Below are 20,787 nucleotides of genomic sequence, written 5' to 3'. Positions count from 1 at the left end.
CTTGGTTGGGAATACGTATGCATTCCATAACAGGCACTGGATCGGAGGATGTCAAGAGGGGTGCGACCGTGTTTTGACATACGTATACTGAATCGGGTGCGCCACCGGGGGCGCCGGTGGCAGTGAGGAGAGGGCCGATGGGGATCACCAGTCACGACGTGGCCAGGCTGGCCGGTGTCTCGCAGCCCACGGTCTCCCGCGCGTTGCGTGACGACCCGCGCGTGTCCCAGGCCACCCGCGAGAAGGTCAAGCGGGCCGCCCAGGCGCTGAACTACGTGCCGAGCGAGGCCGGACGCACCCTCTCGACGCGTGCCACGCGGCGGATCGGTGTCATCGTCACCGACCTGACCAACCCGTTCTACCCGCATCTCATCGCCCCGCTCCACGACGAACTGAGCGACCTCGGCTACCGGATGATGCTGATCACCGAGCGGTCCGACGAGGCGGTCGCCGAGCAGAAGCTGCTCGACCAGTCGATGGACGGCGTCGTCCTCGCCACAGCCACCACCGACTCCCGCCTGCCGGCCCAGCTGGAGGGACGCGGCGTGCCCTACGTCTTCCTCAACCGCGACACGGGCCGGGCCGGCGACTTCGCCTCCGTCGTCGACAACGAGGGCGGCGGACGGCTCGTCGCCCGGGAACTCGTGGCCCTGGGACACCGGCGTATCGCCGGCATCTTCGGCGCGGCCAACACCACGACGGGGCGCGAGCGCGAAATGGGCTTCCGGTGGGCTCTCGCCGAGGCGGGCGTGGGGCTGCCGGAGAACCGGGTGGTGCGCGGAGCGTTCGAGTACGACACCGGCTACCGGGCGCTGCCCGCCCTGCTCGAGGCGGACGAGGCACCCACGGCGGTGTTCTGCGGCAACGACGTCGTCGCCATCGGTGTCCTGAACGCGGCTCTCGCCGCTGGTGTCAAAATCCCCGACGAGCTCACCGTCATCGGCTTCGACGACCTTCCGATGGCCGCCTGGGAGGTGTTCCAGCTCACCACCGTCCGGCACGACCTGCGGGAGCTGTCGCGTCAGGCGGCGCGTCTGCTGGTCCGGCGGATCGCCGAGGACGTCGACCCGGCCGGTGAACGCCTGGTCCTGCCGACCGAGTTCGTCCCCCGCGCCACCCACGCCCGCGTCCAATGAGCCGTCACGGCCGTCAGGCCGGCCGCTCCTGGAGCACCCCGGCGATGTAGGCGACGGTGGCGGCCGCACCGGCGGTCCCGTGCCGCCGCACGCGACGCTGCGGCACGAGAGGGGATCAGAGCTGGTCGCGCAGAGCGGCCGGAACGTCGTCGAACGCGCCGGACGTCCGCCCGATCCGGTCGATGCGGAGCGTCGCGGTGGCGCCGTGGGCGGCCAGCCCCTCGAACGCCGAGATGCGCTCGACGGCGGGAGCCAGGGACGCGGTCCCCTCCTGCGAGGCGCGTTGGTACGTCAGCGGCTTCAGGAACCGGGAGACGGAGAGCCCCGCGTTGTAGCGGGCGGTCTTGCCCGTGGGCAGCACGTGGTTGGTGCCCGCGATGCCCTTGTCGGAGTAGGCGACCGTCGACCACGCCCCGATGAACAGCGAGCCGTAGTTGGAGAGGTTCTCCAGGTAGTAGTCGTCGTCCTCGGTCTGGATCTCCAGGTGTTCGGGAGCGATCATGTCGGCCACGGCGACGGCGTGGGCCCGGTCCTCCACCACGATGACGGAACCGAAGTCGCGCCACGCCGGGCCCGCGATGTCCCGGGTGGCCAGGGACGCCAGCTGGCGCTCCACCTCCGCGATCACGGCGTGCCCCTGCTGCTCGGACGTGGTGATCAGGGCGGCGGGCGAGTTGGGGCCGTGCTCGGCCTGGCCCAGCAGGTCCGCCGCGACCCACACCGGATCGGCGCTGTCGTCGGCGATGACGGCGACCTCGGAGGGGCCGGCCAGCAGGTCGATGCCGACCCGGCCGAACAGCTGCCGCTTCGCCTCGGTGACGAACGCGTTGCCCGCGCCGACCAGCATGTCGACCGGGGCCTCGCCGAGCAGACCGAAGGCCATCGCTCCGAGCGCCTGGACACCACCGAGCGCGAAGACCCGGTCGGCCCGCGACAAATAGGCGCCGTACAGCACGGCGGGATGCGCGCCGTGCTCACCCGACGGGGGAGTGCACGCCAGCACGGTGGGCACCCCGGCGGTCTTCGCCACGTTCACCGTCATGAAGGCGCTGGCGAGCAGCGGGAAACGACCGGCCGGCAGGTAGGCGCCGACGCGGGAGACGGGAACGTAGCGCTGGCCACCGAGGACACCGGGAGCGACCTCGGCCTCGAAGTCCGTCAGGTGCTCGCGCTGCGCGGCGGCGAACCGGTGGGTGCGCTCGTAGCCCATCTCCAGAGCGGTGCGCACGTCCGGGGGCAGGGCGTCCCCCGACTTCTTCAGCTCGGCGGCCCCGATCTCCAGGCCGCCGGACCAGCCGTCCAGCTCCTGGGCGTAGGCGCGCACCGCGTCCATGCCCTTGTGCTCGATCTCCTTCAGCATCTGCGAGACCCGCTCGACCACCTTGGGGTCGCGCTGAGCGGGGGGACCGTCCACGGACGGCTTCTTGAGCCACTGGAACGGGGGAAGGGCCTGGGCTTCGTCGTGCGTGATCTGCATGGCAAGGACGCTAGACGTCGCGGCACCACAGGACCAGAGGGTCCATTCCTGTCCGAACCACAGGGTTTCCCTGTCTTTTGGGGCGTGCCCACCCACGCCCCGTGCGCCCGGCCGATCAGAGGCCGAGGTCGGTACGGAGTTCGCGCAAGGTGTCCTCGGCGAGCCGGGCCAGCTCCCGCGTGGCCCGCGACAGCGGATGCCCCCGCCGTTTGACCAGGGCGATCGTGTCGTAGAGGGGGTCGGCGAACGGGGCGGTGCGCAGCCCCGCGGGAAACGCCGGTCCGGCGATCACCGCCCGGCTGGCGATCGTGTCGCCCACCCCGGCGGCCACCAGGCCCAGCGCGGCCTCGACATGTTCCAGCTCGATCAGCGGATCGATGCTGACCCCGGCGAGCTGCGCCCGCTCCGCGAGCTGCCGCCGGGTGGGGTCCTGCCACCCGTAGTGGGCGTCGTAGAGGACCAGGGGTGTCCGGGCGAAGGTCTCCATCGTCATCGGTGTGCGGGTGCGTTCCTCGCTCGCGCTGACGAAGAACACCTCGTCGCGAAGGAGCGGTGTCACCATCAGCCCCTCGTCGTCGATCGGCAGGACGACCAGGCCCGCCTCGATCCGTCCCGCGGCCACGGCCGCCGCGGTCTCGGCCGAGTTCTGCCCCACGAGGCGGACCCGGACGGACGGATACCGGGCGTGGAACATCTGCACGAGGTTGGACAGCAGGTAGTAGTCCGCGTTGCGGAGCACACCGAAGGTGGCGGTCCCGCCGCCCAGCGAGCTCAGGGAGCGCACCGCCCGGGTCCCGCTCTCGGCGGCCTCCAGCGCCTGCTGGGCGTACGGCAGCAGTTCCTGGCCGGCCGAGGTCAGGGTCAGGGTGCGGCTGCCGCGCGCGAACAGTTCGGCGTCCAGTTCCGCCTCCAGCCGGCGCACCAGTTCGGAGGCCGACGCCTGGGCGATGTCCATGGCCCGCGCCGCTGCGGTGAACGACCCGAGCCGCTCCGCCTCGACGAAGGCCCTCAGCTGGTTGAGGGTCATACGTCGCCTGTGTCCTGTCGAGTCGGTGATCCGCGTCACGGACGCGATGATTGTCGTTCTACCACGGAACTCCGGCGCGGCCGCCGGATGGGTGCCGCTCCGGACCCACTGGGTCTCCCTGTGGATGCCGCTGGAAGAAGGGGCCTTGTCCCGTGGAAGGTGCCGATGATTGGCTCGTCCGCGCCCCCGGACACCCCCTGCGCGGAAGGTTGCCCCTGCGATGACGATCCCCTTGCCGATCGGCCTCGTCCAGACGGCCGCGCGGCATCACGCCGCCGACGATCCGGACGCGTTCGCCGCGGACGTACGCCGCGTCACCGAGGCGCATCCCGGTGTCCGGCTGCTCGCGTATCCGGAACTGCACCTGTGCGGCCACAAGCCCGGCGAGGACGCCGAGACGGTCATGACCGCGGCGGCCCGGCCGCTGGACGGCCCCCGCGGCACCCGGCTGGCGTCCCTCGCCCGCGAACTGGGCATCTGGCTCGTGCCCGGCAGCGTCTACGAGCAGGGCGCGGACGGCCGGATCTACAACACGGCCCCCGTCTACTCGCCCGCGGGCGAACGGGTCGCGGAGTACCGCAAGATCTTCCCGTGGCGGCCCTACGAGACCACGGCGTCCGGCAGCAGTTTCGTGGTCTTCGACATGGCGGACCACGGACGCGTGGGCCTGACGATCTGCTACGACGCCTGGTTCCCCGAGATCACCCGCCACCTGGCGTGGCAGGGCGCCGACCTCGTACTGAACCTGGTGCGCACGCCCACCGTCGACCGCGCCCAGGAAGTCGTGCTCGCGCAGGCCAACGCGATCGTGAACCAGGTGTTCATGGCCAGCCTCAACGCGGCGGCGCCGGACGGCGTCGGGCGCAGCGTCGTCGTGGACCCCGAGGGGCACCTGCGGGCCGAGGCCGGGCCCGGCCCGGAAGAGGTTCTGACGGACGTGCTCGACCTCGCCGAGGCCCGCCGGGTGCGCACGCGGGGAACCGCGGGCCTCACCCGGGTGTGGGACCCGTTCGAGGACGGCCAGCCGCCGCTCGAACTCCCCCTGTACGCGGGCCGGATCGACCCCGAGCGCTGGCGTCGCGGGGCCCGCCCGTGAGCCGGCGGCCCGCGCGGTGACCGCCTGGGCGACCGCTGCCGCCCGGCCGTACGTCCCCCGGCGCACGGTCGAACGGCACCACCGGCCGGCCTCACGGAGCGAGCCAGGCACCGCTCCTCAGCGGTCGGAGGCGGACCCGGTCCGCAGCCAGGCGGTCGTCCACGGCGGGAGCTCGTCACCGGTCAGCGGGCCGGAGGCGAGAAGAACCTCACCCCGCGGCAGCGGGACGGGCTCCCCGGAGAGGTTGCCGACGGTGTGCCAGCCGCCGGCGCGGGCGAAGTGCAGCAGCCCCTGACGCGTCCGCTCCCGCGAGCCGACCCACTCCAGCCGCTCGCCCGCGACCAGCGTGCGGCGCAGCCGCAGGGCCTCGCGGTACAGCTCCAGGAAGGACTGCTTGTCACCGCGCTGCGCGTCCGCCGCGTACCGGCCCCAGCCGGCGGGCTGCGGCAGCCACGAGCCACCGGGGCCGAATCCGAAGCTCGTGCCCTCGCGGGTCCACGGCAGCGGCACCCGGCAGCCGTCGCGGCCCTTGACGCGTCCGCCGCTGCGTACCCACATCGGGTCCCGCAGGTCCGCGCGGTCCAGGTCGGCGACCTCGGGCAGACCCAGCTCCTCGCCCTGGTAGAGGTACGCGGACCCGGGCAGCGCCAGCATCAACAGCGCCGCGGCACGCGCCTTGCGCACACCCGTCGGCAGGTCCGGGGCCGGTTCCCGGCCGTCGGTGAGCAGCCACGCCTCGATATCGCGCTTGGTGTAGTCGCCGGGCAGGGCGTAGCGCGAGACATGACGCACCACGTCGTGGTTGGAGAGCACCCAGGTGCTGGTCGCCCCCGCCGCGCGGGCGTCGGCGAGGGCGGAGTCGATGATGGTGTGCAACTCGGCGGCGTCGAGCCGGGCGCCGAGGAAATCGAAGTTGAACGCCTGGCCCAGCCCGTCCGCGGAGGCGTAGGCCGTACGCCGTGAGGCACGCACCCAGGCTTCGGCGACGGCGAAGCGCGGCGGGTCGTACGCGTCGAAGACCTGCCGCCAGCCGCGGTAGATCTCGTGCACCGCGTCGCGGTCCCACAGCGGATGACTGCCGTCGTCCGGCAGTTCGTCGGGCTGGTAATTCCGCTGCTCGCCGAGGTCGCGCAGCGGTGCGCGCAGGTCCTTGGCGAGGCCGTGGGCGACGTCGACGCGGAAGCCGGCGACGCCCCGGTCGGACCAGAACCGCAGGGTGTCGTGGAAGTCCTCGCGGACCTCGGGGTTGTCCCAGTTGAAGTCGGGCTGCTGGGGGGCGTAGAGGTGCAGGTACCACTGGCCGTCCGGCACCCGGGTCCAGGCGGGGCCGCCGAAGCTGGACGGCCAGTCGGTGGGCGGCAGTTCACCGTCCTCCCCCCGGCCGTCGCGGAAGACGTAGCGCTCGCGGGCGGCCGAGCCGGGCGCGGCCGCGAGCGCCTCCTGGAACCAGACGTGCTGGTCGGAGGAGTGGTTGGGGACGATGTCGACCATGATCTTCAGGCCGAGCCGGCGGGCCGCGCCGACCATCTCGTCGAAGTCGTCGAGGGTGCCGAGCCGGGGGTCGACGTCGCGGTAGTCGGCGACGTCGTAGCCGCCGTCGGCGAGCTGCGAGGGGTAGAACGGGCTCAGCCAGACGGCGTCCACGCCGAGGTCGGCGAGGTAGGGCAGACGGGAGGTGACGCCGGGGATGTCACCGATGCCGTCACCGTCGAAGTCGGCGAAACTGCGAGGGTAGATCTGGTAGACGACGGCCTGCCGCCACCAGTCCGCATCGTGCGGGGAAGGGGCGGGGGAGTCGCGGTGGGGCATCTGTGAACCTCTCGGGCGCGTGCCCAGGGTCGGGTGCGGGTGTGCGGACAGGTGGAGGGAAGGGCCGGGGGCGGCCGTCACGCGGGACGCGGCTTCGTGCGGGGCCGCTCAGCCCTTCACGGCGCCGGTGGTCATGCCGGAGACGACCGACCGGCGGAAGATCAGTACCAGGAGCGCGATCGGCACGGTGGCCACCATGGCGCCGGCGAAGATCACGCCGTACGGAACCTGGTACTGGCTGGTGAACAGCGCGATGCCGACGGAGACGGTGCGGCGGTCATCGGAGCCGTTGAAGGTGAGCGCGAGCAGGAACTCCGACCAGGTCGCGGTGAAGGAGAACACCCCGGCCGTGAACAGCCCCGGCCGGGCCAGCGGCAGGATCACCGTCAGGGCGGTGCGCAGCGGGCCGGCGCCGTCGACGACGGCGGCCTCCTCCAGCTCGCCCGGAATGCCGCTGAGGTAGTTGCGCATGATCCAGATCGCGAACGGCAGATTCAGCGCCACGTACGGGATGACCAGGCCCGGATAGCTGTTGAGCAGCCCGGCCTGGCGCTCCATCAGGAACAGGGGGACGAGCAGGGCGATCGGCGGGAAGACCGACAGCATCAGCAGCGCTGTCATGACGGCCCCGCGCCCGCGCAGCGGCAGCCGGGCGAGGGCGTATCCGGCGAAGAACGCCAGGGACAGGATCAGCACGGTGGAGACACCGGCCACGACGACGCTGTTGAGGAAGTAGTGGCCGATCCCGTTGCGGGCGAACGCGGTCTCGTAGTTGCTGAGGGTGGGGTGCTTCGGCAGCGGAGAGGGCGGCGTCGCGCTGATCTCGCCGGGCCCCTTCAGGGAGGCGGACGCCATCCAGACCAGGGGCAGCGTGGCGCATACGGCGATCAGCAGCCCGCCGAGGTTGACGACATTGACGTAACGGCGCACGCCCGTGCGCGGGACGTGGCGGCTCATGCCCGGCCTCCCTCGTCGACGTGGGCGCGGAAGACGCGCAGGAACAACAGGCAGCAGCCCAGGACGATGACAGCGGTGGTGACCGCGACGGCGGCGCCGCCTCCGAAGTCGAGATTCTGGAAGAGGATGCGGTACCCGAGGATCGCCACCGACTGGGTGGCCGTGCCCGGACCGCCCTGGGTCAGCACGAACGGCAGGTCGAAGATGCCGAACGCCTGGAGGATGCGGAAGAGGACCGCGATGGCGACGATGGGCCGCAGCTGCGGCAGCGTGACCCTCCAGAAGGTGGTCCACGCGTTGGCGCCGTCGATCTCGGCGGCTTCGTAGACGTCCCCCGGGATGAGCATCAGACCGGCGAGAACGACGATGGCGACGAACGGTGTCGTCTTCCACACGTCGACGGCGACCATCGCCGCCATCGCGGGCACCGGCCGCCCGAGAATGTCGGGCTGGGCGCCGAACAGCTCCTCACACAGCCAACTCACCGCGCCATAGCTCCCGTTGAACAGGTACGACCACAGCTGTGCGGCGATCACATTGATCAGCGCCCAGGGCAGCAGAAGCAGGGCGAGGATCCAGCCACGGGCGGCGCCGAGCCGTTCCAGGACGAGCGCCGTGAGCGTCCCGAGAACCAGCTCGATGAAGACCGAGACGATCGTGAAGCCCAGTGTGAACGCGAGGGCCCGGTACCACTCGGAGTGCGTCAGGAGTGCCTCGTAGTGAGCCAGGGTGGGCGAGCCGAGCCGCAGGCCGCCGTACTCGAGCCGGACCTCGCAGAACGACAGCACCAGCGAGAAGACGACGGGGAAGACCGTCACCGCGGCGATGATCAGGAGCGCGGGGGAGGCGAACAGCCATCCGGTGCGAGCGCGACGGCGGGCGGCGGAGCCCGGGGGTGTGCTCATCGGGGACTGCCGCGAGGCCCCGGCACGTGCGCCGCCACCCTCGCCCTTCGACGGCGTTCCCGCGGTCTTCGTCTGCAGTACGGAACTCACAGCGCTTTTCCTTCCAGGGCCGTACGCAGCCCCTCGCGTGCGGCGCGGACGCCGGCCGCGGGGGAGAGGCTGCCGCGCACGACGGCGTTCGCCGGGGTGTACAGCGCCTTGCTGACCTGCGGGTAGTGCGGGGTCTGCACGGGCCGGGCGACCAGCCGCAGGTCGGCGGCGCGCAAGACCGTCGGGTCGCCGGCGGCGCGCGCCTCCCGGCCGTCGAGCACGGAGGTCATCGCGGGGATGACACCGGCTTCCCGGGCCAGGAGGCGTTGCACCTCGCCTCCGGCGCAGAACCGGGCGAACTCCATGGCGGCGCCCAGCTCCTGGGAACTGGGGTTGACGAAATTGCTCCAGCCGCCGGCACAGGAGACGCCGGAGCGGCCGGTGCCCTCGAAGCCCGGACGCGGCGCGGCCCCGACCTTCCCGGCGACGCGGGAGACCCCGGGGGTGCTCGCGTTGACCCAGGCGTACGACCAGTTGCGCAGGAACAGCCCGCGCCCGTTGACGAAGGCGTCCTGCGCGTCCGATTCCTGATACGTGGCCACGGTGCGGGGCGTGACTCCGCGAGCGGTGAATTCGGCCATCAGCGAGAATGCCCGCTCCGCCGCCGCTCCGCCCAGTACGGCCCTGCCCCGCCCGTCCAGGACGGCGGCGCCCGCGTCGGCGAGGAACTCGGTGACGTTGGCCGTCAGCGACTCGGTCACCGCCGCCTGCCACATGAACCCGGCCTCCGCGTCACCGGCCCGTTGCACCGTGCGGGAGGTGTGCAGCAGCTCCTCCCAGCTGCGGGGAACGCGCAGCCCGTGCTTGGCGAGAAGGTCCTTGCGGTAGAAGAGGTAGGTGCTGTCGGTGAAGAACGGCACCGCGTAGACCTTGCCCCGGTACGTGGAACTGCTGCGCAGGGCCGCCGGATAAGCGTCCCAGAAGTCGTCCGGAAGCAGCGTCTCCACCGGCAGCGCGAGCGCGGAGTGACCGAATTGCGCGGGCCACGTCGTGTCGCCCAGGTACACGTCGGGCTGGGGGGAGCCGCCGGCGAGCTGGGTGGCGATGGCGCTGCGGTTGCCGTCCGAGGTGGACAGCGCGTTAATCTTCGAGACGCGGATACGAGGATGCCGCCGCTCGAAGGCACGGATGATCAGATCCGCGACGACGGCGCCTCGCCGTGCGGGGATCTCGGAGACCCACCAGGTCAGCCGGGCCGGTTTCCGGGGAACGGTCGCGGCCTGCGCGAGCAGGTCGTCGAGGTCCTTTCCTCCGCATCCGGACAGCAGGCCCGCCGCGGCGGCGCTCACGGCGCCCGTCAGCAGCGCTCTGCGGTGCAGGGACATGGCGTGCTCCTCCCCTCTCGGACTGTCTGATGACAGCGCTAGCACCGTAGGGAGCGCCACGGTGAAGTGTCAACGGTCACAGCCGCTGAAGCGCTGCGAGGTTTCACATGACAGCGCTGTCACCCGCTCGTCCTGGTGCGGCAACCGTTGTGTTAGCGTCCGGGCATGGCCGGTGAAGTCGCAGAAAAGGGCGCCACCTTGGCGGACGTCGCCCAGAGGGCCGGAGTCTCGCCCTCGACCGTCTCCCGCACCCTGCGCGGTCTGTCGACGGTGTCCCCCGAGACCCGAGCGCGCGTGGAAGAGGCGGCGCGCGAGCTGTCGTTCGCGATTTCGCGCAGCGCGTCCAGTCTGGTCACGGGGCGCACGGGCCGGGTCGCCGTGCTCGTACCCAACCTCGACTCCTGGTTCCTGGGCGCGGCGCTCGCCGGCATGGCACCCGCGCTCAACGCGGCCGGCCTGGACATGCTGGTCTACAGCGTCACCACCGCCGAGCAGCGCGCACAGTTCTTCGACCGCCTGCCGGCCCGCCGCAACGCCGACGCCCTGCTCGTCGTCAGCTTCGCGCTCTCCCCCGAGGAACGAGCGCGCCTGGATGACCTGGGCATGCCCCTGGTCTTCGTCAGCCAGCATGAACAGGGCAGGGCCGGCGTCTACGTGGACGACGTGGAGGCCGCCCAGCGCGGCACCCGCTACCTGCTCAACCTCGGCCACCGGCGCATCGCCTATCTGGAGCCCGCGGACGCCTCGGGTTTCGCCTGGAGCAGCAGGGCCCGTCTCGACGGGTACCGCACGGCCCTGGCGGAGGCGGGCATCGACCAGGACGACGACCTCGTCCGCCAGGTCGCCCACTGGCAGGGGCCGAGCCTGGAAGCGGCGGTGGGACGGCTGCTGAGCCTTGCGGAGCCGCCTACGGCGATCTTCGCCGAGACGGACGACATCGCCTTCAGGCTTCTCACGGTGCTGCGCGGCGTCAACGTCCCGGTGCCGCAACGGATGTCGATCCTCGGCTTCGACGGACACGCGATGGCCGAGCCGTGGGACCTGTCCACCATGGCCCAGCCGGCCCGCCGACTGGGCGAGGCGGCAGCGGAGCTGGTCCACCGCGTGATCCACGACCCCGAGGCGCATCGGGAGCGACACGTGGTCCTGCCGGTGGAACTCGTCCCGCGGGGCAGCACTGGCCCGGCGCCGATCCCGCGTCCGCGGTGACGGGGAGGGCGTTCGGGAATGCCGGGCCTGACGCGGGCCGGAGCACGGTGGAGGAGGCCCGGAGACGTCGGGGGCGCCTGCCCCCGGGGCCGGGAAAGTCCATACGGCCGGTACGCCCATCGGCCCTGTGCCCACTGAAATCACCGGGCAAGCCGACGAAGTGCGCGGTTTCAGGGAGATAGCGCCTGGTTCAGTTCTCCTTGCCCGCGAAGGGCCGGTACAGCGTGGCCCGCGTGACCTGTGCCTCAGCGATGATCCGGTCGACGCCGACGGAGTGGGCTCCCTCCGCGTAGAAGATCCTGGTCGCTGTACTGAGCAGCCGTCGTCCTGGCGGACGTTGCCGCTGCTGGACGTGGCACGAGCCAGGCAAAAAGCATGCCAAGCAACAGGCTCCCTGTGCTTCGGCAGGCCCGTAGCCGATCGCCGGCCCATCCCGGGTGCGGGGTGGCTCAGGGGCCGGGCGCGTCCGGGGCCTCCCGGTCCGAGGCCGGCCAGACGTAGGGCAGGTCGTCCGGCACGCCGGGGAAGCGAGGGGCGTACACCCCGGGGTCCTTACGTACGAGAGCCGATTGGTGACTGCGGTGGAAGGCGGCGTTTCCGAGCCACGGCGGCAGTTCTCCGGCTCCTGCCAGTTCGGTCTGGTCGCGGACCGGGAGGCCGGGGCGGTGAGCGGCGAGGCCGGCGACCAGGGAGGCGGCGCAACTGTCCTGATGCCCCAGTTCCCGCCACACCCGGCACATCTCCAGCCCGTACCGGACGAGGGCCTCTTCGTATCCGGTCCACATCCGCACGGCGGGGTGCCGCCGCCAGCCGTACCCGGGCACCGTCAGGCCGCGTAGGACCTGGAGGGCCTCGACGCGCTGCTTGCCCAGCCGCCGCCGGTCGAGCTCACGCGCCGACCACCGGAAGTCGGAATGGGGCAGGAACGTCTGCATCTCGACTGTCCGCATCTCATCTCTTGCGCGGCGCGGACGGCTGGCGCATCGCCGGGCCGGCGCCAGACGCCGCGCCGGGCGGTCTCGCGTGCCAGTGTCGCGCCGATGCCGCGCGCGGCTCGGATCTTTCCCTTGACCGGTGTGGGCTCAGCTCCAGGATGGCGCCCTCCTCGCAGCGGCGGACGACCGTCTCGTGGGGCAGCCGCAGAGGGCCGAGGCGGACCTGATGGCGGAGCTCCGGGCCGGGGCGCGGGCGCTGCCCGTCCAGCGGCTCGACCCCCGAGGGCCTACCACCCACCGCAGGTACTCGTTGCCGTCGGCCAGGGCGGTCCGCACGTCGCTGGGGTTGGCTTTGAGCAGACGATGACGAACGGCCACGTACGCCTCCGTACTCGCGGGAGCGGTTGCCGGACTGGCCTCGCCGAGTGCCCCCGCATCGTCGGTCGAACCGGCCTACAGCGCACCCTGCCCTCACGCCTCGGCACCAGAATCGGCAGGAGTTAGATCATGTGGAGCGCGGTAGCCGGAGAGACCTCCTGTGGAGAGACTGCTGGGCACGTCGTTTCCCTGCTTCGTACGGCTGGGTACGACCTTCGGCTGGGCGTTACGGTGCGGTAGCGGCTGTTGCAGAGAGTTCCCACCGCTGGGGGTCAAGGGGTCGCAGGTTCAAATCCTGTCGTCCCGACCAGCATCATCGCAGGTCGAAGGCCGTTTCCGCGGACAGCGGGGACGGCCTTAACCGTTTCCTGGATGGGAGCAATGGGGAGCCCTCTGGGAGCCCTCGTGCTCCCAACTCGCAGACGGGTCAACGGCACCCGATTCGTCCGTCACCCGATCCGTTAGACGTACAGCGCCGGACCGCGCCCCTGTGCGCCGTCGTCAACCGTAGGCCCCTGCGGTCACCCCATCGATTCGGATGGTCTTCGCATCGAGAGGCATAAGGACCCCTTGTCGGCTCCCGACCCTGAAGGGTGTCTTTATTGCTGTACGGTGGTTGACCTGCGGCTTTGCGGTCGTCTACGTGTGGGCGTGATCAATGATTGTGGGTCTGCGACTGCTCTACCTGAGCTTCTCTCGACTACTGGGCTGCTTCCTCTTGCTGGGCCGGTCGATCGCCGTGAACCATGCTGAGATCCTCGTGCTTCGTCATGAGGTCGCTGTGCTTCGCCGGCAGGTCGAGCGGCCGCGGTTTTCGTGGGCTGATCGCGCCGTGCTCTCCGCTCTCGCGCGGCACCTGCCATCCGCCTTGCGCCGCTATCGGCTGGTCACCCCGGGCGCGCTGCTGACCTGGCACCGGCGTCTGGTGCGTTGGAAGTGGCGCCAGACGGCGGTCGGCCCCGGTCGGCCACCGTTGCCGGAAGAGACGGTCGCGCTCATCCAGCGCTTGGCGCGGGAGAACCCGACCTGGGGGTACGTCAGAGTCCAAGGCGTGCTCCGACGGCTCGGGCATCGGGTCGCCGCTGCCACGATCCGGCGCGTCCTGCGCCGTTCCGGTCTACCGCCCGCGCCGCAGCGCCTCCCAGCGGACCTGGCGCTCATTCCTGCGCTCACAGGCCCACACGCTGCTCGCCTGCGATTTCATGCACGTGGAGACCGTCTTCCTCGAACGACTCTGCGTCTTCTTCGTCATGGAGATCACCACCCGGCGTGTCCATGTCCTGGGCGTCAGCGCACGCCTTACCGGCGCATGGGTCACCCAACTCGCCCGCAATCTGCTCATGGACCTCGGCGACGGGGCCGGGCGCTTCCGATTCCTCATCCGTGACCGGGACAGCAAGTTCACCGCCGCATTCGACGCCGTCTTCGCCGGCAACGGCACGGCCGTCATCCCAACACCGCCGCAGAGCCCATGGTCCAACGCGTTCGCCGAACGATGGATACGCACAGCCCGCACCGAGTGCACCGACCGCCTCCTCAGCACCGGCGAACGACATTTGCGCACCGTCCTCACCACGTATGCCGAGCACTACAACGTGGAGTGCATGTACTTCAGCCCAGGCCGGTGGCGCTGATTCGGCCGCCACGCAAACCGACGGACCGGCACCGTCTGCACCGGGGGCACGGCATCGAGTTCGCGCACCGTACAGAGCACATCCGCCTGGGCCGTCCTCCATGCCGCTGTCCACCGTCGCGACCACTGTGGGCCTGTCTCCAGCCGCCCGGCCGCCTCAGCATTGACGCGGTACGGAACCAGAAGATCATCCAGTCCACAGGTGTGCGACCACACCGGCCCGAGCCCGACCTCGCAGGTACTGACTGATGGCCCCATGGACCCAGCACAGCGCTCACGAAACACGCGGTTGCCGATTTCGCCCGAATCGGGAGCAGAGCCATGGTCCCGGCGCTACCCTGCCCGCCAACTACGGCGCTCGGACGCGCCAACTACGGCGCTCAGTCACACGTTCAGCGATAGTTGGCCATGTGCAGCGATAGTTGGCCATTCGTGTCCTGGGCTGCCGAAGCTGATTGAGTCGAAGCACGATAGTTGTCACCGGCAGCACTTGGTGACCTGCGAGTTTGGCCGAGTGAAGCACGGTGGTGTCACCAGATCGGCACGCTTCCTGTCACCAGTAGCGCGCGAAGCATGACGGGTGTCATCGGCCCCGGCGCTCAGCCGTCTCGCAGTTCGCCGGGATGACGCATCAGTGCCAGGCTTTCCTGGCTTGATCGGAATGACACCAACTGCCTGCGCCAGGTTTCAGTCGCCTCAAGCGGAGCAGTGGGGTTGGCCGCCAAGGCCGGCGGGGGCCGCCGTGCCCGAGAGGTACCGGTCGAGCATCTCGCGGCGCTGAGCGATCTGCTGCTCTTGGCGGGCGAGTTCGTCGCGGACCTGCCGGACGCGGGCCAGGAGTTGTGTGCACTCGCCTGCGGGCGGTGTCGGTGCGGTGCAGGGAAGGATGTCCCGGATGATCTGGGAGGGCAGTCCCGCGCGGTAGAGGTCCTGGATGAAGGCGACCTGGCGTACGGCTTCCTCGCCGTACTCCCGGTATCCGTTGGAGCGGCGGTCGCTGGAGAGCAGCCCTTGGTCCTCGTAGTACCGGAGCGAACGGGTGCTGGCCCCGGTGGCCCTGCTGAGTTCTCCGATGCGCACGCCGTCTCCTCCACCGAGCCACACTTGACATTGACGTTGATGTCAAAGTTTACCGTTCTGAGCATGAAGACGAAAAAAGAGACGAGGCGGCGAACTGCGGTCGTGACTGGCGCCGCGACCGGCATCGGGGCCGCGATCACCGAGCGGCTGGCCCGGCAGGGCATGCACCTGGTCCTGGTCGCACGGGACGGCGCACGCCTGGAGGCGGCGGCCAAGCGGCTGCGCGCCGAGCACGGGGCCCAGGTGTCGACGCTCGCTCTGGACCTGTCGCACCAAGGTGCTCCTTCCCGGCTGGCCGAGTGGCTGGCTGGTGCGGGAACCGAGGTCGACGTGCTGGTCAACAATGCCGGAGCCAGCCTGATGGGGCCGGTCGCCGACGGCGATCCCGTGCGGGTGCGGGGCCTGGTCGACCTCAATGCCGGTGCGGTGGCGGAGCTGACGGCGCTCTTGCTGCCCGCCATGGTCGCGCGGGGGAGGGGGGCGATCGTCAACATCGCGAGCACCGGTGCGTACGCGCCCGCTCCGTATGTGGCCGCCTACGCGGCCTCGAAGGCGTTCGTGCTGTCCTTCACCCAGGCGGTGTGGGCCGAGACGAGGGCGACGGGGGTGCGGGTCGTGGCGGTCAGCCCCGGTCCGACCGACACTGCGATGAACACACGGCGCATGCCGGGCAAGCGCGGGCCCGATTCCGTCGCGGACACCGTCATGTCCGCATTGCGCGGCCGGGGCCCGGCGGTCGTCGACGGCCGTCTCAACACTTTCCAGACCTTCGTCTTCGGTCGCCTGCTGCCCGCGTCAGCGGCTGCCCGGATCGCGGAGCGATCCCTGCGCAAGGCGGCTCTCGGGAACTGAAGTTCCGCGCCCGTCCCGGATCTATGACGCCCCACCAGGAAGCAGCACGGTGGTGGCAGACATCCCTGCCAATAGCACGCTGAGTCTCCGACGCGAAGTGACAGCGAGCCTGCCTTGGCGACACCTATCGTGCCTCGGCTAACTGATGCGACTTTGAAGCTCGATGACTCTTGATCGATCTAGCTTCCGCTGCGTGTCGCGATCCCGAGGGGCCACGCTTGCTGCTCACCCACGTACGCCGGATGAATCCGGTTGCGGTGGGCCCAGTGGGCCCGGTGAGGTACCGCCATGGGTGGTGCCACGGATCAGGAGCAAGGGGCGAGGGCAGGACGAGGCCGCGCGATCACGGGGCAACCGGCTCCATGGCGGAGACTGGCTGTGCTTGTGGCCCTGATGCTGGCCGCCTTCACCTTCAATACTGCGGAGAACCTCCCGGTCGGTCTCCTGGAGCTCATCTCCGAAAGCCTACGGGTGTCGGTGTCGGCGGTGGGTCTCTTGGTTACTGGTTACGGCGTGACGGTGGCCGTGGCGTCTGTGCCGCTCGCCCACGCCGTGCGGGCCGTGCCTCGACGTCATGTGCTCACGGGACTGCTTGCCGCGCTCGTCGTATCCAGCCTGGTCGCGGCCCTGGCCACCTCCTACTGGCTGCTCCTCGTGGCGCGGCTGCTGACCGCGCTCGCCCAGGCGCTGTTCTGGGCCGTGATGGGGCCGGTCGCGGTGGGCCTGTTCCCGCCCGAGGTCCGGGGCCGTGTGGTCGGGGCACTGTCCGTCGCCGGTTCACTCGCCCTGGTGGTCGGTGTTCCCGCTGGGACCTGGCTGGGACAGCAGAGCGACTGGGAGGTGCCCGTCGCCATGCTGGCGGGTCTGGGCCTCTTCTCTCTGGTGACGATTGCCATGCTGCTGCCGACCTCGCGTCCGGAAGAAGAGCCCGCCGCTTACGGAACGCGTCCCGACGCCCGTCGGTTCGGGACGGTGCTGGCGGCCGGCACTCTGTCTGCCACCGGGGCGTTCGCGGGGTACACCTACATCGTGAAGTTCCTGGGCGACGTGAGCGGGTTCTCCCCGAGCACGGTCAGCGCCCTGTTCGTGGTGTTCGGTGTTGCCTGTCTGGCCGGAGTGAGCGTCACCGGGGTGCTGCTGGATCGCTTTCCGCAGTCTGCGCTGGCCACGGCCGTGGCCACGCAGGCGGTGGGCATGCTCGGCTTGTACGCGGCGGGCACCGATCCGGTGGCGGCGGTGGTCTTCCTGGTGTTGATGGGCGGTGCGCTCGGGCCGGTGTTCATGACCACCCAGAACGAGATGCTGCATTGCGCACCGGGTCGCACGGATATCGCACTCGCGGCGAACTCCGGTGCTTACAACGCTGGCATCGCTGCGGGCGCCGCGCTGGGGGGACTCGTCCTGTCGTTCGCCGACGTGCGGGGCACCTTCCTCGCCGGTGGACTGCTGACTGTTGGGTCCTGCGCGGTGCTACTGGGCGGGCGGGCTTCCTCCCGGCCGTGACAACGGAAGAACGTCACCCCAACTGGGAATGTGCGACATCCCGTGAGTTCTCCCGAGCCACGCTGATTCCCCGGGCTGGTGGCCAGGGGCTTCTTCCTCCTTCGTGTGCTCTGCTGGCTTGTGACGTAACTTCGGGATTCTCGAAGCATTCTCATCTCGTCCGACCGATCTACAGTCGGGCCGAAGGCGAGGAGGCTCGGGTTGGCGGCGCTGGCAGTCGTACGGGACCTGCGTGAGCACTGGGCGCCAGCGTCGGCGGAGGAACTGGGACGGTTCGAGACCGACGTGCTGTCCGGGTTCGTCCTGGCGAGAGCCTCGGCAGGGCTGGCGGACGGCACCACCCGCGGGGACATCGGGCACCTGGATCAGATCAGGTCCTGGTTCGGCCGGCCGCTGTGGGACATGGAGCCCGCCGACGCGGACGTGTACGTCGGGAAGGTACTGCGGCACTCGCCCAGCGGCACTCGGCTGGGCCGGTCACAGGCACTGGGCACGTACTTCATGTTCCTGGAGCTGCGGCACAAGGTCGAAGTCCACCGGATGACCGGCCGGGTGGTCGAGTGCCCGATCGAGGAGATGAACCGGCCGCGCGGGGCCAAGGACGCGCAACTGCGGATCCCTCCGAGTGGGTCGGAGATCGGGACGCTGTTCACCGGCTGGGGCAGCGGGTTGGCGACCTGCCGGAAGTTCGCCCCAACCGCCCGGAACTACACCGCCTCGAAGCTGATGTCCCAGGTCGGCCTGCGGGTGAGCGAGGCGTGCGGCCTCGACCTGGGCGACATCAAGTGGGACCTGGGCCGCTTCGGCAAGCTCCCCGTCCGCCACGGCAAGGGCACCCGCGGCTCGGGGCCTCGCGAGCGGATGGTGCCGCTGATCAACGGTGCCGACCGGACGCTGCGGTGGTTCATCGAGGACGTGTGGGGCCAGTTCGACGACGACCACACCCGGCCCGGCGCCCCGCTGTTCCCGAGCGAGCGGAAGAACACCGACGGTTCCGCCCTGATGGGTGTCTTTGTTGCCGTACGGTGGTTGACCTTGGGCTTTGTGATCGCCCGAGTACGGGCATGATCAGCTCGGCTTCCAGCCGGAGTCGGCTGCTGCTCCGTCCCGGAGGGCCACCGCTGCCGCGAGCGTCAGGGCAAGGGGGTTGCCACCGGTGAAGGACAGCAGTGACTGGTGAACTTCCGGCCTCAGGCCACGCGCACGCAGCAGCCGCACGGCATCTTTGGGAGTCAGGTTCCGCAATGACGTGACGTGGAGCAGGTCCGCCCACCCGGGGTCGGACGTCCAGTCGGAGTCCGGCGGTCTGCGCCCGGCAATCACCACGACACTGCCCGCAGGCAGGCCGGGCACGAACTCCTCACGTAGCCAGTGCTCCAGGCCTTGTCAGCGTTCGATGGTGTCCACCAGCGGCACCACGCCCGGTTCCCCGATCACGTTCCCCGCGGCCGCGGTGAATCCCTGAGGCGTCGGGATGAGCGTTCGGCCGTCCACCTCCGCCACCGGACGCCCTTCCCGGTGGGCCTCACACGCGAACCGGCGCAGAAGCGTCGACTTGCCGATTCCTCCTGGACCGTGCAGGTAGTGGACGGGGCGGGATCCGGGGGCGCTGGACAACGCGGTTCGGAAGAGGGCGAGTTCCGCGATCCGGCCTACGAAGGCCCGGTCGCGCGCGGCCTCCAGCAGATCTCTCAGGTAGCCGCCTTCATGTTCACCCATGCTCGCTCCCTCGGAACGCGCGGCTCGGCCACCGTGCTCAGTACGCGGTCGGCCCCGAGGGCTTCTTCCGGAGCACCTTCCCCGGCCGGTTCGCCAAGAACACGCCGTCACGGAGCACTGGACTGCCATTGACGAGGACATTGCGTACACCGTGGGCGTAGGAGAGCGGTGCCTCATAGGTGGCGGTGTCGGCGATCGTGACGGGGTCGAAGGCCGTGATGTCGGCGACCATGCCCTCGGCCAGTGTGCCGCGGTCGGTGAGGCCGAGGCGTGCGGCAGGAAGCGTGCTCATCTTGCGCACGGCCTGTGACAGGGTGAGGACACCGCGGTCGCGGGTGTACTGCGCCAGGGTGCGGGCGAAGGCTCCGAAATGGCGCGGGTGCGGGTGTCCGCCGCCAGTCAGGTCCAGTTCCCACCCGTCGCTGACGACAGCGCTGTTCGGGTGACGCAGAACGGTGTCGACGTCGGCCTCGGACATCGCGTGGTTGACGATCCACACCTGCCCTCCGTGGTCGCGCAGCACGTCGAGTGACACTTCAGCGGGGTGACGACCCTCGGCGGTGGCGATCTCTCGGATGGAGGAGCCCACCCACTCCGAGTAGCGGCCCGGAGCCATGGCGGCGAGGACGGTGCCCTCGGGAAGGAAGGTACGTCCGATCTTGGCGCGCAGCTCGGCGGCGATCGCCTCGCGTGTATCCCGGGCCTCCAGCCGTGTGAGCAGCGCTTCCAGACCGCCGTCCAGCGCCCAGTCGGGCAGCCGGGAGGTGAGCCGGGTGGAGGACGCCGCGTACGGGTAGACGTCGCACGCCACGTCCAGACCTTCCGCGACTGCGGAGTCGATCAGGGTGAGCGCTTCGCGCACCTTGCCGTGATTGGCCGGGCCCATGGCCTTGAGATGTGAGATCTGCAGGCGAACGCCGCTGCGGCGGGCGGTCTCGATGGCCTCGGTGACGGCATCGATGAGGTGATCTCCCTCGTCCCGCATGTGGGTGCTGTAGAGGAGTCCGGCCCGTCGTGCCTCGGTGGTGAGTTTCACGATCTCGTCGGTGCCGGCGAACGATCCGGGGGCGTAGATCAGTCCGGTGGAGAGGCCGAAGACGCCCTGCTCGGCGGCTTCGGCGAGCAGCGTGCCCATGGTGGCCGTCTCATCGGCTGCCGGGGGGCGCAGCTCCGTACCGAGGGCGGCGATGCGGAGGGTTGCGTGGCCGACCAACGCCGCGAGGTTGACGCACGGGGCCGCCGCCTCCACTTCGCGGGCGAAGCCGTCGAAGTCCTCCCACGGCATCTCGGCGCTGAGGCTGCCTACGCGGGCGAGCGTCGTGTCGTGTTCGTGGCGCCGCGCGGGGTTGATCGGGAAGGGAGACGTGCCGCAATTGCCGGTGACGATGGTGGTCACGCCCTGCCGGATGCAGGATTCGGCAGCGGGCGCATCACGTATCGTGAAGTCGGCATGCGAGTGCAGGTCAATGAAGCCCGGTGCGACCACTTGGCCGGCACAGTCGATCGTCTCGCGGGCGGTGGCGCCGGGCGGGGTGTCGCCGACGAACACGATCCTGTCGCCCCGGATGCCGACATCCGCGCGCCGCCCGGGCTCTCCGGTGCCGTCCACGACGGTTCCTCCGACGGCGACCACATCGAACTCGTACAACTCTTCTC

18 protein-coding genes and 1 pseudogene are annotated in these 20,787 nt (G+C 70.3%); 7 read left to right on the top strand and 12 right to left on the bottom strand.

Features of this window, described 5'->3' with window-relative positions:
• Positions 1 to 137 precede the first annotated feature (137 nt).
• Positions 138 to 1,136, top strand: coding sequence for a LacI family DNA-binding transcriptional regulator (locus ACFYOY_RS33620; RefSeq protein ID WP_351904857.1), 999 nt, complete (start codon positions 138 to 140; stop codon positions 1,134 to 1,136).
• 115 nt (positions 1,137 to 1,251) lie between these two features.
• Here ACFYOY_RS33620 and hisD read toward each other — a convergent pair whose 3' ends face one another.
• A complete protein-coding gene (gene hisD, locus ACFYOY_RS33615; protein ID WP_351904860.1) occupies positions 1,252 to 2,613 on the bottom strand; it encodes a histidinol dehydrogenase in 1,362 nt (453 codons plus the stop codon).
• Between the two features lie 115 nt (positions 2,614 to 2,728).
• Complete coding sequence (locus ACFYOY_RS33610) at positions 2,729 to 3,640, bottom strand: LysR family transcriptional regulator (protein WP_044580335.1); 912 nt, start codon at positions 3,638 to 3,640, stop codon at positions 2,729 to 2,731.
• 220 nt (positions 3,641 to 3,860) lie between these two features.
• Here ACFYOY_RS33610 and ACFYOY_RS33605 point away from each other — a divergent pair, with 220 nt between their 5' ends.
• Positions 3,861 to 4,736, top strand: a complete 876-nt coding sequence (locus tag ACFYOY_RS33605; protein WP_351904864.1) for a carbon-nitrogen hydrolase family protein — start codon at positions 3,861 to 3,863, stop codon at positions 4,734 to 4,736.
• 117 nt (positions 4,737 to 4,853) lie between these two features.
• Here the strand turns inward: ACFYOY_RS33605 and ACFYOY_RS33600 are convergent, their stop codons facing one another.
• The 4 genes from ACFYOY_RS33600 to ACFYOY_RS33585 all read right to left on the bottom strand — a co-directional run bounded on the left by ACFYOY_RS33600 (position 4,854) and on the right by ACFYOY_RS33585 (position 9,822).
• Entirely contained in the window at positions 4,854 to 6,545 is a 1,692-nt protein-coding gene (locus tag ACFYOY_RS33600) for a glycoside hydrolase family 13 protein (RefSeq protein ID WP_351904867.1), read from the bottom strand.
• Positions 6,546 to 6,653: 108 nt separating this feature from the next.
• Entirely contained in the window at positions 6,654 to 7,502 is an 849-nt protein-coding gene (locus tag ACFYOY_RS33595) for a carbohydrate ABC transporter permease (protein WP_388591251.1), read from the bottom strand.
• Positions 7,499 to 8,497, bottom strand: a complete 999-nt coding sequence (locus ACFYOY_RS33590) for a carbohydrate ABC transporter permease (RefSeq protein ID WP_388591249.1) — start codon at positions 8,495 to 8,497, stop codon at positions 7,499 to 7,501. Before ACFYOY_RS33590 ends, ACFYOY_RS33595 begins: the two co-directional genes overlap by 4 nt.
• Positions 8,494 to 9,822: an extracellular solute-binding protein gene (locus ACFYOY_RS33585; protein WP_388591247.1), complete on the bottom strand. Its 1,329-nt coding sequence runs from the start codon at positions 9,820 to 9,822 to the stop codon at positions 8,494 to 8,496. Before ACFYOY_RS33585 ends, ACFYOY_RS33590 begins: the two co-directional genes overlap by 4 nt.
• 165 nt (positions 9,823 to 9,987) lie before the next feature.
• Between ACFYOY_RS33585 and ACFYOY_RS33580 the strand changes: the two genes are divergently transcribed.
• Complete coding sequence (locus ACFYOY_RS33580) at positions 9,988 to 11,031, top strand: LacI family DNA-binding transcriptional regulator (protein ID WP_351904876.1); 1,044 nt, start codon at positions 9,988 to 9,990, stop codon at positions 11,029 to 11,031.
• 196 nt (positions 11,032 to 11,227) lie between these two features.
• Here the strand turns inward: ACFYOY_RS33580 and ACFYOY_RS33575 are convergent.
• Together ACFYOY_RS33575 and ACFYOY_RS33570 are read right to left on the bottom strand one after the other, a co-directional pair.
• Positions 11,228 to 11,401 (bottom strand): annotated as a pseudogene (locus ACFYOY_RS33575) (helix-turn-helix domain-containing protein); the annotation flags it as partial.
• A 79-nt stretch (positions 11,402 to 11,480) separates the two neighbouring features.
• The gene (locus ACFYOY_RS33570; RefSeq protein ID WP_351904882.1) at positions 11,481 to 11,966 is read right to left on the bottom strand and encodes an MSMEG_6728 family protein; all 486 of its coding nucleotides are present in this window, start codon (positions 11,964 to 11,966) and stop codon (positions 11,481 to 11,483) included.
• 1,580 nt (positions 11,967 to 13,546) lie between these two features.
• Here ACFYOY_RS33570 and ACFYOY_RS33565 point away from each other — a divergent pair.
• Positions 13,547 to 13,978 (top strand): integrase core domain-containing protein, encoded by a 432-nt coding sequence (locus tag ACFYOY_RS33565; RefSeq protein WP_388591245.1) that lies wholly within the window; start codon positions 13,547 to 13,549, stop codon positions 13,976 to 13,978.
• 695 nt (positions 13,979 to 14,673) lie between these two features.
• Here the strand turns inward: ACFYOY_RS33565 and ACFYOY_RS33560 are convergent.
• Complete coding sequence (locus tag ACFYOY_RS33560) at positions 14,674 to 15,057, bottom strand: MerR family transcriptional regulator (protein ID WP_388591243.1); 384 nt, start codon at positions 15,055 to 15,057, stop codon at positions 14,674 to 14,676.
• Between the two features lie 63 nt (positions 15,058 to 15,120).
• Here ACFYOY_RS33560 and ACFYOY_RS33555 point away from each other — a divergent pair, with 63 nt between their 5' ends.
• The 3 genes from ACFYOY_RS33555 to ACFYOY_RS33545 all read left to right on the top strand — a co-directional run bounded on the left by ACFYOY_RS33555 (position 15,121) and on the right by ACFYOY_RS33545 (position 18,480).
• Positions 15,121 to 15,909, top strand: coding sequence for an SDR family NAD(P)-dependent oxidoreductase (locus ACFYOY_RS33555; protein WP_351901173.1), 789 nt, complete (start codon positions 15,121 to 15,123; stop codon positions 15,907 to 15,909).
• A gap of 393 nt (positions 15,910 to 16,302) precedes the next feature.
• Complete coding sequence (locus tag ACFYOY_RS33550) at positions 16,303 to 17,412, top strand: MFS transporter (RefSeq protein WP_388591335.1); 1,110 nt, start codon at positions 16,303 to 16,305, stop codon at positions 17,410 to 17,412.
• 201 nt (positions 17,413 to 17,613) lie between these two features.
• Positions 17,614 to 18,480, top strand: a complete 867-nt coding sequence (locus ACFYOY_RS33545) for a site-specific integrase (RefSeq protein ID WP_388591241.1) — start codon at positions 17,614 to 17,616, stop codon at positions 18,478 to 18,480.
• Here ACFYOY_RS33545 and ACFYOY_RS33540 read toward each other — a convergent pair whose 3' ends face one another.
• Genes ACFYOY_RS33540 through ACFYOY_RS33530 form a run of 3 tightly spaced genes read right to left on the bottom strand, consistent with a single transcriptional unit; the run spans position 18,481 to position 20,779 of the window.
• Positions 18,481 to 18,765, bottom strand: a complete 285-nt coding sequence (locus ACFYOY_RS33540) for a hypothetical protein (RefSeq protein WP_388591239.1) — start codon at positions 18,763 to 18,765, stop codon at positions 18,481 to 18,483.
• 33 nt (positions 18,766 to 18,798) lie between these two features.
• Positions 18,799 to 19,131, bottom strand: coding sequence for an ATP-binding protein (locus ACFYOY_RS33535; protein WP_388591237.1), 333 nt, complete (start codon positions 19,129 to 19,131; stop codon positions 18,799 to 18,801).
• 37 nt (positions 19,132 to 19,168) lie between these two features.
• Positions 19,169 to 20,779, bottom strand: a complete 1,611-nt coding sequence (locus ACFYOY_RS33530; RefSeq protein ID WP_351901180.1) for a D-aminoacylase — start codon at positions 20,777 to 20,779, stop codon at positions 19,169 to 19,171.
• Between the last annotated feature and the right edge of the window lie 8 nt (positions 20,780 to 20,787).

Origin of the sequence: Streptomyces sp. NPDC007875 (assembly GCF_042868035.1) — a bacterium.
In the GTDB taxonomy this organism is placed as follows: domain Bacteria; phylum Actinomycetota; class Actinomycetes; order Streptomycetales; family Streptomycetaceae; genus Streptomyces; species Streptomyces antimycoticus.
Note: the sequence above shows the minus strand (reverse complement) of the source record. Positions and strands in the feature narration are given on the sequence as shown.

What these genes read in the sequence shown, in the direction of transcription:
- ACFYOY_RS33620 (WP_351904857.1), top strand. Translation starts at nt 138, where the DNA reads ATGGGGATCACCAGTCACGACGTGGCCAGGCTGGCCGGTGTCTCGCAG.
- hisD (WP_351904860.1), bottom strand. Translation starts at nt 2,613, where the DNA reads ATGCAGATCACGCACGACGAAGCCCAGGCCCTTCCCCCGTTCCAGTGG.
- ACFYOY_RS33610 (WP_044580335.1), bottom strand. Translation starts at nt 3,640, where the DNA reads ATGACCCTCAACCAGCTGAGGGCCTTCGTCGAGGCGGAGCGGCTCGGG.
- ACFYOY_RS33605 (WP_351904864.1), top strand. Translation starts at nt 3,861, where the DNA reads ATGACGATCCCCTTGCCGATCGGCCTCGTCCAGACGGCCGCGCGGCAT.
- ACFYOY_RS33600 (WP_351904867.1), bottom strand. Translation starts at nt 6,545, where the DNA reads ATGCCCCACCGCGACTCCCCCGCCCCTTCCCCGCACGATGCGGACTGG.
- ACFYOY_RS33595 (WP_388591251.1), bottom strand. Translation starts at nt 7,502, where the DNA reads ATGAGCCGCCACGTCCCGCGCACGGGCGTGCGCCGTTACGTCAATGTC.
- ACFYOY_RS33585 (WP_388591247.1), bottom strand. Translation starts at nt 9,822, where the DNA reads ATGTCCCTGCACCGCAGAGCGCTGCTGACGGGCGCCGTGAGCGCCGCC.
- ACFYOY_RS33580 (WP_351904876.1), top strand. Translation starts at nt 9,988, where the DNA reads ATGGCCGGTGAAGTCGCAGAAAAGGGCGCCACCTTGGCGGACGTCGCC.
- ACFYOY_RS33570 (WP_351904882.1), bottom strand. Translation starts at nt 11,966, where the DNA reads ATGCAGACGTTCCTGCCCCATTCCGACTTCCGGTGGTCGGCGCGTGAG.
- ACFYOY_RS33565 (WP_388591245.1), top strand. Translation starts at nt 13,547, where the DNA reads ATGCACGTGGAGACCGTCTTCCTCGAACGACTCTGCGTCTTCTTCGTC.
- ACFYOY_RS33555 (WP_351901173.1), top strand. Translation starts at nt 15,121, where the DNA reads ATGAAGACGAAAAAAGAGACGAGGCGGCGAACTGCGGTCGTGACTGGC.
- ACFYOY_RS33550 (WP_388591335.1), top strand. Translation starts at nt 16,303, where the DNA reads ATGCTGGCCGCCTTCACCTTCAATACTGCGGAGAACCTCCCGGTCGGT.
- ACFYOY_RS33535 (WP_388591237.1), bottom strand. Translation starts at nt 19,131, where the DNA reads ATGGGTGAACATGAAGGCGGCTACCTGAGAGATCTGCTGGAGGCCGCG.